Source organism: Sediminibacterium sp. FW305-C-269, assembly GCF_058231045.1.
In genome coordinates this window covers 1,250,341-1,263,126 of the sequence record NZ_JBIQXQ010000001.1, presented here as the reverse complement: position 1 = coordinate 1,263,126, position 12,786 = coordinate 1,250,341, and the positions used below count along the sequence as shown (strand labels likewise).

Below are 12,786 nucleotides of genomic sequence, written 5' to 3'. Positions count from 1 at the left end.
AATGATGAATGTTGACCGGGAGCCACTTCAACATTCATCATTCCTTGTTCAATATTCGATATTCACCTCCCTTACGGCAGTTAAAAATATTTCCGGGGCTAAAATATTACCTTGCCTTACCCGTCTACCGTTCTTATAGATGAATAAGGCGTTGACGATACCTGCCCAAATGGCCGAAACCCGAAGGAATACGATCACCGACGTCATCAACACGTACAGCAAACGGTTGATGGGGTTTATCCGTAAAAGGGTAACCAATGAAGCGGATGCCGAAGATATCCTGCAGGATGTATTCTACCAGTTCATCGGCAATACACAACCCATTGAACAACTGACGGCCTGGTTATTCACCGTTACCCGTAACAAGATCACTGACCGGCAGCGCAAACGGAAACCCGATCTGCTCGAAGATGTGTATACGGAAGCTGATGACGAAGCCGGTTTTGACTGGACCAACCTCTTCTTCGACGAATCGAACAATCCCGAGACCGATTATCTGCGTAACCTTTTCTGGGAAGCACTTCACGACGCGCTGAACGAGCTGCCCCAGGCACAACGGGACGTATTCATATTAAACGAAATAGAGGGCATCCCGTTCAAGACCCTTTCGGAACAGACGGGAGACAGCATCAATACCTTACTCAGCCGGAAACGATATGCCGTACTTCATTTGAGGGAAAGGCTTAGCAGTTTGCGGAACGAATTATTATTTACCTAAAAAGATTACTATGAATCAGAAATTCTGGATAAAAAAGATCGCCGGTTTCATTGTACTGGCCTTAGTATTCGGTAGCCTACTGGGTTATGTGGTGATGGCATTGTGGAACCAGGTACTGGCACCGGCCGTCAGTGGCGTTTCGGAGATCAGCTTCTGGCAAGCATTGGGGTTACTGCTGCTGAGCAAGATCCTGTTCGGAGGCGTTGGCGGATGGGGCTGCCGTCCGAAGAATGGCCACTGGAAACAGGAGATCAAGGAGAAATGGCAGGGAATGACGCCCGAAGAAAAAGAGCGGATCAAACAGGAATGGCGCAACCGTTGCCGCATGTGGGGTAAAACGAACCAGGATGCCGATGCGGGTATCCATTAGCACAAAAGCTGCCCTGACCGAACAGAAAATATCAGCTAAAACATAATCCATACCATGAATATCCTCGTTTTCAAGACCAACCTGCACAATTCCGAACTGGTTGACCAGGCCAGAACGGTTTTACAAACCATTCCGGGTATACAACGCTGGAATGTGGACATGCACGACTGCGATAATGTACTCCGCATAGAAGCAGGCACATTATCGGCCCGGTCGGTTGAAACCTTACTACAACAAGCGGGTTACTACTGCGAAGAACTGCAGGATTAAGCCTCCCCAACTCACTTACGGGATATGTGACATATGTTACAGTACAGGCTTTTTTGGGCTGGTACTTTTGCTTCCACAAAAAGAAGCATATGACATATAAAAGCCGTATTTCTTATTTTCTGCGTAGCTGGACGCTCTCCCTGACAACGGTATTTTCTGCCGTAGCCGCTACAGCCCAGAGCAATCCCAAACCCCTGCTGCTCAGCGATGCCATCAAACTGGCACAGGAGCAGAACAGCCAGGTGACCATTGCCAAAACCGCTGAAAAGATCTCCCTTTCCCAGTTCAAACAAACAGAAGCCATCTGGTTGCCACAGGTAAACCTTTCTTATACAGGTTTTACTACCAACCAGCCCCTGAATGCCTTTGGTTTCAAACTACAGCAGGCACAGGTACAGGCTAGCGATTTTAACCCTGCCGTACTGAACAGCCCGGGCGCCACATCCAACGTGATGACACAGTTGAGTGTGCAGCAGCCCCTCTTTAACCCAGACATGACCTTGTTGCGCAAAGCGGCCTTGAAAGAATCAGAAGTATACGCTTTCAAAACCCAACGCACCCAAGAAGCCATTACCATGCAGGTGACCAACACTTACCTGCAACTCGAATTTGCTTATGAAGCCTTAAAGGTCCTGCAGGATGCCCTGGCCACCGTAAAAGAGATCTACCGGTTCACCAACGACCGCTACCAGCAGGGATTACTGCAGAAATCAGACCTATTGCAGGTGGAAGTACAGGTAAAAACAGTAGAGACACAGCTTGCCGAGGCCCGATCACAGATCAGCAACATCTCGGACCAGTTGAGCCAGTTAATGAATACGGAAGCCGGACAGGTTTACAGCACAGAGCCCGTTGTATTATCCGTGGCTGATTATTCCGACAGCGTTTCAACCGCACGTTCAGATATCAGGGCCATGAATACAGCCTTATCGGCCTACGACCTGGCCATCAAAAGCACCCGAAGTTCCATGTTGCCCAAACTGAATGCTTTTGGTAACTACCAGTTGAACGATAAAAAGGTCTTCGGATTCGGTGCCAATGCCTATTTCGCAGGTATCCAGTTGTCATGGGATATCTTCAAGGGCAACCAGGCAAAGAACAAAGCCGCCACCCAAACACTCGAAAAAACAAAACTGCAGGAGCAATTACAGGAACAGCTGCAACAGGGTACGGTAGATATCCGTAAAACCAAACGCCAGCTGGACGACACCCGTTACCGGATCAGCCAGCAGACCACTGCTGCCGAACAGGCAGAAGAAGCTTTACGCATCATCCGCAACCGCTATAACCAGGGCCTGGTGAACACCACCGATGTACTGATGGCACAAAACCAGCTGGCACAGCAGAAAATGTTGCTGGCACAGGCACAGTTCATGCAGAAAAGCACGCTTACCTATTTACAATTCTTAACCACCACCAAATAATTAACCCGCAAATACATTGCTATGATAGTTAATAGACTCAATCTTTCCCTGCTCGCCGCTGCGGCAGTGATCTCCCTGGCAGCCTGCTCCGGCAACACAACAGAGACAGCCGCCAAAAGCGAAGCACCCATAACGGTACAAACAGCCACTGCAGGCGGTTCATCTGTGCAGGCAGGGGTTATTGATGCCAGCGGACAGGTAGAAGCCAGCCAATCCGTTAACATCAGTACCCGCGTAATGGGTTATATCACCCAGATGAAAGTGAAAGTGGGCGATCGTGTTTCTGCAGGACAGTTGCTTTTTTCTGTTAACAGCACAGACATTACCGCCAAAAGGGCACAGACCGATGCCATGATCGCACAGGCAGAAGCCGCTCTGCGTTCTGCGCAAAAGGATTTTGACAGGTACACAGCCCTGTACAAACAACAAAGTGCCAGCGCCAAAGAACTGGACCAGATAACCTTACAATACCAATCGGCCAAAGCCAGTGTGGATGCCGCCAGACAAATGCGCAACGAAGTGAATGCGCAGATGACCTACGCACATGTGACCGCACCTTTCTCCGGCACCATTACCCAGAAACTGGCCGATGCGGGCAGCATGGCCAACCCGGGCATGCCTGTGCTGACACTGGAGCAATCCGGTAACCTGCAGGTAAGCGCCTCCATTCCGGAGAACCAGATTGCTTCTGTACAACTGGGAGATGAGGTGAAAATGAGTATCGAATCCGTGAACAAACTCATTACCGGAAAAGTAAGCCAGATCAATCCTTCTTCACAATTCACGGGTGGACAGTATATCGTAAAGATCGCTGTCCCTGCTGCCGAAGCCAAACAATTATATGCAGGTATGTATGTTCACCTGAGCATACCGGTAAAAGGAAATATTACCCATACAACAAAAGAGGCAGGCAAGATCCTGATCCCTACCAAAGCCATTGTAACCCGCGATCAGTTATCAGGTGTGTACACCGTAAGCTCACAAAATACAGCGCTGCTGCGCTGGTTACGACTGGGCAATACCACCGGCGACCAGGTAGAAGTATTATCCGGACTGGCCGCTAACGAAACCTTTATTCTGTCAGCAGAAGGCAACTTATACAACGGTGCGCCTGTAACCATCAAAAAATAATCTATGGAAAAAGGACTATCAGGTAATATAGCCAAAGCATTTTTACAGTCAAAGCTGACCATCCTGTTGATGTTCGCTTTCCTCCTCATCGGTGCCTACAGTACTTTCCTGATGCCCCGTGAAGAAGAACCGCAGATACAGGTTCCCATGGCCGATATCTTTATTGGCTACCCCGGCGCTTCACCCAAAGAAGTAGAGACCAAAGTGGCTGCACCCCTGGAGAAATTCATCTCCAATATCAAGGGTGTGGAATATGTGTACTCCACTTCCATGAAGGGACAAGCCATGTTGATCGTGCAGTTCTATGTGGGTGAAGATGTGGAGCGTTCATTGGTGAAACTGTACAGTGAACTCATGAAACACATGGATGCGATGCCGCAGGGCACCACATTGCCCCTGATCAAAACAAGGGCTATTGATGATGTACCGGTGATGGCGCTCACCTTGTGGGGCGAACAATACGACGACTACCGTTTAAAACTGATCGGTCAGGAGCTATCCAATGAATTAAAGAAAGTTCCGGATGTTGCTGATATCAGCCTCTCAGGCGGCAGGAACCGTGAAGTGAAAGTGGTACTGAACAAGTCATTGATGGCAGTGAACGGGGTTGATTTCCTCACCATCAGCAAAGCCATACAGGCAGGCAACACACAAACTGATGCAGGTACCCTGGTGCAGACCGACTCTGCTTTTTCTGTACAGACAGGCGACTTCCTGAACAGCGCAGAAGATGTGGCAAAACTGGTGGTGGGCATGAAAGCGGGCCAGCCAGTGTACCTGAAGCAGGTGGCCAAAGTAGAGGAAGCCCCTTCTACCGCATCACAATATGTATTTTATGGATATGGCAAGGCAGATACTGCCGGCTACAAAAAATACAAAGCTTCTTACCCCGCTGTAACCCTGGCTATCGGCAAGAAAAAAGGCGCCGATGCCATGAAACTGGCCACCCAGGTGAAAGCGAAAGTAGAACACCTGAAAAAAGGCCTGCTTCCTTCCGATGTACAGGTAAGTGAAACCCGCAACTATGGCGATACCGCATCGCATAAAGTATCGGAACTGCTGTTCCACCTGTTTATTTCCATCGTGGTGGTGACCCTGTTCGTAATGCTGGCCATGGGATGGCGCGGTGGACTGGTGGTATTCCTCTCAGTACCTGTAACATTCGCCCTTACCCTGTTCAGTTATTATATGATGGATTACACGCTGAACCGGATCACCCTGTTCGCACTGGTATTCATTACAGGTATCGTGGTGGATGACTCCATCATTATTGCCGAGAACATGCACCGGCATTTCAAGATGCGCAAACTGCCGCCATTACAGGCAGCTATCTATGCCATCAATGAAGTGGGTAACCCCACCATTCTGGCAACCTTCACGGTAGTTGCCGCGGTTTTACCGATGGCATTTGTGTCCGGACTGATGGGACCCTATATGAGTCCTATGCCGATCGGCGCATCCATTGCCATGCTGTTATCACTGATCGTGGCACTGACGCTCACACCCTACCTGGGTTACCTCTTCCTCCGCGAGAAAGAGAAAAAAGGTGCCGCCCACGAAGACCACCATGGTGAAAAACTGGAAGAGAGTAAGATCTACAAGATCTATACCTCCTTCCTGCTGCCCATGCTGGAAACACGCTGGAAAAGATGGGCCTTCATCATGGGTACCGTTGTGATACTGCTGGGATCGATGGTATTGTTCTATACCAAATCTGTAGCCGTAAAAATGCTGCCATTCGATAATAAGAATGAGTTCCAGGTGGTGATCGATATGCCCGAAGGAAGCACACTCGAAAAAACACAGGCGGTAGCAGCCGATATCGCCAGTTATGTGGCGGCGCAACCGCTGGTAAAGAACTATGAAGGATATGTGGGTACTTCAGCTCCGATCAGCTTTAACGGACTGGTACGTCACTACGACCTGAGAAGAGGGGATAACGTGGCGGACATACAGGTGAACCTGGTAGACAAGACGGAGCGCAGCAAACAGAGTCACGATATCGCGAAAGAAATGCGTGGACCTATTCAGCAGATCGCGGCAAAATACAATGCCAACGTAAAAGTGGTGGAAGTGCCTCCGGGCCCTCCCGTTCTTTCTACACTGGTGGCAGAAGTATACGGACCGGATTATGACCAGCAGATCGCCATTGCCCGTCAGATCAAACAAATGATGACCTCAACGGCAGATGTGGTAGATATCGACTGGATGGTGGAAGACGACCAGAACGAATACCAGGTAACGGTTGACAAAGAAAAAGCCATGCGCCATGGCGTAGCCACTGCGCAGGTAACCGCTACCGTTCAGGCTGCCTTATCGGGTATGCCATCCGGTAACCTGAACCTGCCCCATGCTTTTAACCAGGTGCCGATCCGTTTGCAGCTGAAAGATGCCGATAAAAGCAATATCAGCCAGGTGCTTGACCTGCAGGTGACCGGTATGCAGGGCAACCAGGTGGCGCTGCGCGATGTGGTGACCGTGCATACAACAAAAAAAGACAAGAGTATTTACCGTAAGAACCAGAAAGAAGTAGTGTATGTACTGGCAGACATGGCCGGTCAGCTGGAGAGTCCCTTCTATGCCATCTCTAAAATATCCGACAGCCTGAAGAACATCAAACTGCCGGCAGGATATACGGCGCTGGCGGAAGAATATACCCACCAGCCTGAAAATGAAGATGTGTATACCCTGAAATGGGATGGTGAGTGGCAGATCACTTACGAAGTGTTCCGCGACCTGGGTATTGCCTTTGCAGCCGTGATCATCATCATCTATATGCTCATTGTGGGCTGGTTCCAGAATTTCACCGTTCCGGTGGTCATGCTGGCGGCCATACCGCTATCTCTGATCGGTATCCTGCTGGGTCACTGGGTGATGGGCGCCTATTTCACCGCCACATCTATGATCGGTTTCATTGCCCTGGCAGGTGTGATGGTGCGAAACTCGATACTGCTGATCGATTTCATCAATATCCGTTTACGCGAGAACATTCCACTGAAGCAGGCAATCATTGAAGCTGGTGCTGTAAGGACCACGCCTATCCTGCTGACCGCAGGTGCGGTAGTACTGGGTGCTGTGATCATCCTCTTTGATCCGATATTCCAGGGACTGGCCATCTCGCTGATGGGAGGAACCATCACCTCGACCTTCCTGACGCTGCTGGTGGTACCCCTGCTCTATTTTAAAATGATGCGCAATAAAACCAAATAAAACAGACACCATGAAACTACTTATCATCACCGCACTGAAAGAATACAGCGACCAGGCTGCTGCTCTCCTGAAAAAAGCAGAGATCCATGTATTCAGTGCTACAGACATCAGCGGGTTCAAGGACGGGAGCAGTCATAACCTCCTGGACGACTGGTTCACCGCAGGTGAAGCCCGTTTTGATTCGGTGCTTTTGTTCTCCTTCACCACGGAAGAGAAAGCAGCTGCTGCCCTGAAACTGATCGAAGAATACAACCATAGCCTGGCAGAGGATTTCCCGTTGCGGGCCTTTATCGTACCCGTAGATAATTTTTCAAAATAAAAAAACACAGATACATTATGAAAGAAAGAATCGTTCGCGCCGTTGCCGGCACTTTTGTACTTACCAGTGTGATCCTGGCATTTAACGTCAACATCCAGTGGTTATGGCTTGCCGCATTTGTAGGGGCCAACCTGCTGCAATCATCTTTTACCCGCTTCTGCCCGCTGGAGCTCATACTCAAAGCTGCCGGGGTAAAAGACCAGGATGGTTCCGGCAAAAACAAAACGAACTGTTGTTAGTACCGGCAGATTAACTGTATCTGTCAGATTCCTGCCATCGGAGGTCCGGGCAAAACGCTCCGGGCCCCGATGGCATTGAATTTCCGGGACCTTTCAAAAAAAAATCGCCTAAAATTCGCCTGTAACCCTAATTTTGCGCAATTCCTCGCAGAAATGAACCCTACATTGAACTCCAACGAATCAATCCCTTCGCAAAAGAAAAAAGTCATCGTTTTGGGCAGTGGCCCTAACCGTATTGGCCAGGGAATTGAATTTGACTACTGTTGTGTACATGGCTTACTGGCCATAAAAGAGTGTGGTTATGAAGCCATTATGGTGAACTGTAACCCTGAAACCGTGTCTACCGATTTCGATATGGCCGACAAGCTCTATTTCGAACCGGTATACTGGGAACACCTTTGGGAGATCATTGAACTGGAAAAACCCGAAGGAGTGATCGTACAGTTAGGCGGACAAACCGCCTTAAAACTGGCCAAACGTTTACACGAGAATGGGGTAAAGATCATTGGTACCCATTTTGATGATATGGATATCGCCGAAGATCGGGGCCGTTTCAGTGACCTGCTGAAAGAACTGAATATCCCTTATCCCGAATATGGTACCGCTATGGACGCTGATGAAGCCATTGCCGTAGCAAACCGTGTAGGGTACCCTGTACTGGTAAGACCCAGTTATGTAATTGGCGGACAGCGTATGCGTATCGTGATCAATGATGAAGAAGTGGAGAAAGCCGTGATCAGCCTGCTGAAACACCTGCCAGGAAACAAGATCCTGATCGACCACTTCCTTGACCGTTGCCAGGAAGCAGAGGTAGATGCCATTTTTGACGGTGAGAATTTCCACATCATGGGCGTGATGGAACATATTGAACCGGCAGGTATCCACAGTGGCGACAGCAACGCGGTACTGCCTGCATTCAACCTGACCCCGCTGGTGGTGGAGACCATGGAATATTATTCCGAGAAACTTGCCAGGGCCCTGAATATCAAAGGCCTGATCAATATCCAGTTCGCCATCAAAGACGGTAAGGTATACGTGATCGAAGCTAACCCAAGGGCATCGCGCACCACACCTTTCATTGCAAAGGCCTACCAGATCCCTTACCTGAATATCGCTACCAAAGTGATGCTCGGTGCAGCCAAACTCACCGACTTCACCATGGAGAAAAAACTGGATGGTTACGCGATCAAAGAACCCGTATTCAGCTTTGAAAAATTCCCGGGTGTGAACAAGGAACTGGGTCCCGAAATGAAGAGCACCGGCGAAGCCATCCGCTTCATCAAAGACCTGAGAGACCCTTACTTCCGTACCCTGTACAAGGAAAGAAGTATGAACCTGAGCAGATAAATTTTTGGACTGAATCAGTCATTACTTAAACAATAAAAGAGGTCCGACGGGCCTCTTTTATTGTTTACTTACTAAGAACCAACCCCACGCTACTGTTTCGTAACTGTATACGTATAGGTTGCAAAATTCACTACAAACTTATAATTACCCGTAACATCGGGTCCGGGGAAATTGGCGGGTGCATCATATTTGAAAGTTCCGCCGGTTTTCAGGGAGGCAATGGAATTATCTTCTACTGAAAACTTATGGCTCCAGTCGCCATTCACAGGTAAGAGCAAATACTGTTTTCCACCTGTGATCGCCGTGGTTAATTCAAACTGTGAAGAATTCACGCGTGTGAACTGCTGGGTGGGTACCGGAACGGGATTGCTCCATCCACCGGCGGTGGCATCGCCTACCATGAACAGGTTGACTGGCAATACGCCGGTAAACGGTGTTACGGTAAACTTACCAGTCTGAAAATCAAGCCTGATGAGGTACTTGCCACTGGTGCCGGGTCCCGGAATATTATCGCTGAGGTCATACCCGAAACTGCCTCCTGCATTTAAGCCTGTAACAGATTTATCACCCACGGAATATTTATGGCTCCAGTCACCATTCACAGGCAATATCAGGAATTCATTGCCTCCTGTCAGGTCAAATACCCCTGCGTAGGTAACAGAATCGATTTTTGAAAATTCCTGTGTGGGTGTGGGAACGGGGTTAGCCCATCCACCAGCAGTGGCACTGCCTACCAGGAACAGTTTTCCTGAAGCCGGTGGTGCTACTTTGGGAGGAACCTTATAGGGTGTCATTTTAACTTTTACCGTAGCCGACTTCAACTGTTCATTGTTATTGGCATAAGAAGAAGTGACTCGTATGTCCATATCGTATGCAACCCCAAAAGAGAACCCATATCCCAGCAGAATATTATTCAGTTCTTTCGCCGTATACGAAGCACTGAGCAAACCGGTAACGGTTTTGGACACCGCTTTGCTGAAATTCCGGCCGGATGAGTCAATTTCAACAATGTATTTTACCGTAGACGAATCCACGGAATATCTGGGACTGCTCCAGCTTACCGTAAACACTGTTTTCAGTGAATCTGCGGGTGTTGCTGCAACCGCACTGGTGCTGGTGCTGATGCTCGCCGTGGTTCCCGGGGCATACACAACAAGATCGCCTTCTTTTTTACAGGCAACCAGTGCGAGTACCGGGATACAGGCAAGAACGAAGCGTTTGATTATTTTTTCCATAACCTTATTTTTTTAATGACTTGTTTTCCTTGAAGCGTTATTGTTTGGTAACCGTGAATTTGCCACGCTGAAAATCTACAGAGATCTTGTACGTGCCGCTGGTGGCCGGGCCGGGAAAATTGTCGTTTTTATCATACCCGAAATCTCCCCCGTCTGCAAGGCCCGCAAGGGTTTTATCTTTTACCGCATACTTATGACTCCAGTCGCCATTCACCGGCAGGAACAGGTATTCCTGGCCACCCGTTAAGGGTATCGTGATCTCATATAAAGTGGCACTTATTTTGGTGAACTTCTGGCTGGGCACCGGAACAGGATTGTTCCATCCTCCGGCTGTAGCGCTTCCTACCAGGAACAGGTCACCGGAAGAAGGCAATGCCACTTTGGGCGGAATGGCATAAGGCGTGACCGTGAACTTCAATACATTCGATACCACTTTTGTTGCAGCAGCGGCAAGAGATGCCGTTACACGAATATCCAGATTATGTGCCATACCAGCTTTCAGCTGCAGCTGGTTCAACAGGTAATCATTCAGTTGTGCCTGAGTAAAAGAAACAGACAGGTCTTTGCTTAAGGAAACCGTTTGCCTGGAAGGATTGGTAAAATTGGCGCCGGTAGTATCTATCTCTATCAGATAAGAAACATCCTGTGAACTTACGCCTGAAGCAAACTGGTAGTTCGGGTTTGTCCACGACAGCTTCACTGCTTCCTGGTCTGCTGTTGCATACGCCAGAGGTATGGTGGAGGAGACAGATGCCGTTAAGGCCGGTGCAGTGGACCCCACAAAAGTATCTCTTGCCTCATCTTTTGTGCAGGCGTTCACCAAACAAACAGCCGCTCCGATGAGTAAGAATTTTAAAAATTTTGTTTTCATAACATCTATGTTTTAATGATAACATTGATCCGGATTAATAGCCGGGATTTTGTTTCAGGTTAACGTTGGAAGAAACATCCGATGAAGGAATGGGGTACAGCTTGCGGAAATCACCTACTGATGCACCATCTTTTACACCCCCTTTCCAGGGCCAGAGATAAGTACCTTCCACAAATTTTCCGTAACGGATCAGGTCTGTGCGACGTGCCCCCTCCCAATATAATTCGCGGGCCCTCTCATCCAGGATGAAATCGGCAGTAAGCTCTGTGGGTATGATGTTTCCGCTGGTATTACCATACGCACGCTGGCGCAGTTTGTTAATATAGCCAAGCGCGGTCACCAGGTCGCCACCGGTACCACCGCGAACAACCGCTTCCGCATAGATCAGGTACATTTCTGCCAGTCGGAATATTGGGAAATCAATATCGGCAAAAGTCTGGTTCGATCCCGCACTGCCAGATGTGAGCATATTGGCTGTGGTGGGCCTTGTTTTGTTTACATATTTATTTACGCCGTAGCCGTCTGTGAATACCGTAAGGTCATTGATCTCCTTGTTTTGTCCATTGGTATAAAACTCGGCCCTGTTATCCTGGGCCCCCGTCAGATCGGGGAACAGGTTGGTCAGGTTCTTGGTGGCACGGATACCGGCCCATGCATAATCCAGCCCGTAATCGCCGGCATTCATTGATCCGCCAAGCGAAGCATGTGCCAGGAAAGTGGTGCCGCCATAACCCTGCGTTTTCTGTCCGTCGTAATTAATGGTAAAAATAAATTCATTGGTATTCTGCTGGTTATCGGCGCGCATCAGCCAGCGATAATCGGCAACAAGTGTGTACCCCGCACCAATCACTTTCTGCGCATAGGTGATCGCTTCTGTATATTTTGCCGTACCGGTATATACCTGTGCATTCAGATACATCCTCGCAAGCAATGCCCAGGCCGCGGCCTTGTCTGCACGCCCATATTCATTTGCCTTGGCAGCAGGCAGCAAAGGTTCGATGGCTTTTAATTCAGACTCTATGTACGTAAACAGGTCTGCACGACTGATCTGCTTTGGCAGGAAAGTACCAATAGCATCCGTTTCTGTTGCAAAAGGAGGATTGCCAAACAGGTCCATGAGCACCCAGTATTGGTAGGCACGCAGAAAACGGGCTTCAGCTTTGTAAGCGCGTATATTATCTGCCTCTGTACCGGTAATACCCCTGGCAGCAAGTGTAGCATCGGATGCCTGGTTCACAAAATCATTGCAAAGCGTGATCTGGTAAAAAGAACGGTAATACAACCCTTTCAGCATAGGGTTATCCGATGTCCAGTTCATGCGGTGAAAATCCTGGATACCAGGATCTCCCCAGGCCACTACTGCTTCATCTGTACTCAGCTCCTGTGCTTTCCAGTACAAACGGAAAAAATCGGAAGTTCCTTCATCAATACCCTGGATATCGCCATTACCGGCAGGTCCCTGGTTCCCGGTCAGGGCAAAACTACCATACAACTTGGCAAATGCCTGTTTATAACCTGCCGTAGTGCTGTACACATTGGCAGCCGTAATTCCATTCGTAGGTATAAGGTCCAGCTTCTTGGTGCAGGACACCCAGGCACCTGCCATGAAAGCTGCGACGAGGAATGGTTTTAAGAATGTATTTTTCATATAT

The 12,786-nt window shown here is 48.9% G+C and carries 12 protein-coding genes; 9 read left to right on the top strand and 3 right to left on the bottom strand.

Going from position 1 to position 12,786, the window contains the following annotated elements:
• The first annotated feature begins 169 nt into the window (after positions 1-169).
• The 9 genes from ACH3Y6_RS05405 to ACH3Y6_RS05365 all read left to right on the top strand — a co-directional run bounded on the left by ACH3Y6_RS05405 (position 170) and on the right by ACH3Y6_RS05365 (position 9,028).
• Positions 170-718 (top strand): RNA polymerase sigma factor, encoded by a 549-nt coding sequence (locus ACH3Y6_RS05405; RefSeq protein ID WP_490834564.1) that lies wholly within the window; start codon positions 170-172, stop codon positions 716-718.
• 10 nt (positions 719-728) lie between these two features.
• Positions 729-1,088: a hypothetical protein gene (locus ACH3Y6_RS05400; RefSeq protein ID WP_490834563.1), complete on the top strand. Its 360-nt coding sequence runs from the start codon at positions 729-731 to the stop codon at positions 1,086-1,088.
• Positions 1,089-1,142: 54 nt separating this feature from the next.
• Positions 1,143-1,358: a hypothetical protein gene (locus ACH3Y6_RS05395; protein ID WP_490834562.1), complete on the top strand. Its 216-nt coding sequence runs from the start codon at positions 1,143-1,145 to the stop codon at positions 1,356-1,358.
• Positions 1,359-1,447: 89 nt separating this feature from the next.
• On the top strand, positions 1,448-2,782 hold the full coding sequence (locus ACH3Y6_RS05390) for a TolC family protein (protein WP_490834561.1): 1,335 nt from the start codon (positions 1,448-1,450) through the stop codon (positions 2,780-2,782).
• A 21-nt stretch (positions 2,783-2,803) separates the two neighbouring features.
• Positions 2,804-3,913 (top strand): efflux RND transporter periplasmic adaptor subunit, encoded by a 1,110-nt coding sequence (locus tag ACH3Y6_RS05385; protein WP_490834560.1) that lies wholly within the window; start codon positions 2,804-2,806, stop codon positions 3,911-3,913.
• A 3-nt stretch (positions 3,914-3,916) separates the two neighbouring features.
• Positions 3,917-7,123 carry an efflux RND transporter permease subunit gene (locus ACH3Y6_RS05380; RefSeq protein WP_490834559.1) on the top strand — a complete coding sequence of 1,069 codons (3,207 nt, stop codon included), beginning with the start codon at positions 3,917-3,919 and terminating at the stop codon, positions 7,121-7,123.
• 10 nt (positions 7,124-7,133) lie between these two features.
• On the top strand, positions 7,134-7,442 hold the full coding sequence (locus ACH3Y6_RS05375; protein WP_490834558.1) for a hypothetical protein: 309 nt from the start codon (positions 7,134-7,136) through the stop codon (positions 7,440-7,442).
• Positions 7,443-7,459: 17 nt separating this feature from the next.
• Positions 7,460-7,681 (top strand): YgaP family membrane protein, encoded by a 222-nt coding sequence (locus tag ACH3Y6_RS05370; RefSeq protein WP_490834557.1) that lies wholly within the window; start codon positions 7,460-7,462, stop codon positions 7,679-7,681.
• 153 nt (positions 7,682-7,834) lie between these two features.
• Positions 7,835-9,028 (top strand): carbamoyl phosphate synthase preATP-grasp domain-containing protein, encoded by a 1,194-nt coding sequence (locus ACH3Y6_RS05365; protein WP_490834556.1) that lies wholly within the window; start codon positions 7,835-7,837, stop codon positions 9,026-9,028.
• A gap of 89 nt (positions 9,029-9,117) precedes the next feature.
• On the opposite strand, the gene ACH3Y6_RS05360 is transcribed toward ACH3Y6_RS05365, so the two are convergent.
• From ACH3Y6_RS05360 to ACH3Y6_RS05350, 3 genes are read right to left on the bottom strand one after another with little or no spacing between them, the layout of a single operon-like run.
• Complete coding sequence (locus tag ACH3Y6_RS05360) at positions 9,118-10,263, bottom strand: SusE domain-containing protein (RefSeq protein ID WP_490834555.1); 1,146 nt, start codon at positions 10,261-10,263, stop codon at positions 9,118-9,120.
• 37 nt (positions 10,264-10,300) lie between these two features.
• Positions 10,301-11,134 carry a SusE domain-containing protein gene (locus ACH3Y6_RS05355; RefSeq protein ID WP_490834554.1) on the bottom strand — a complete coding sequence of 278 codons (834 nt, stop codon included), beginning with the start codon at positions 11,132-11,134 and terminating at the stop codon, positions 10,301-10,303.
• Between the two features lie 34 nt (positions 11,135-11,168).
• The gene (locus tag ACH3Y6_RS05350; RefSeq protein WP_490834553.1) at positions 11,169-12,782 is read right to left on the bottom strand and encodes a RagB/SusD family nutrient uptake outer membrane protein; all 1,614 of its coding nucleotides are present in this window, start codon (positions 12,780-12,782) and stop codon (positions 11,169-11,171) included.
• Positions 12,783-12,786 lie beyond the last annotated feature (4 nt).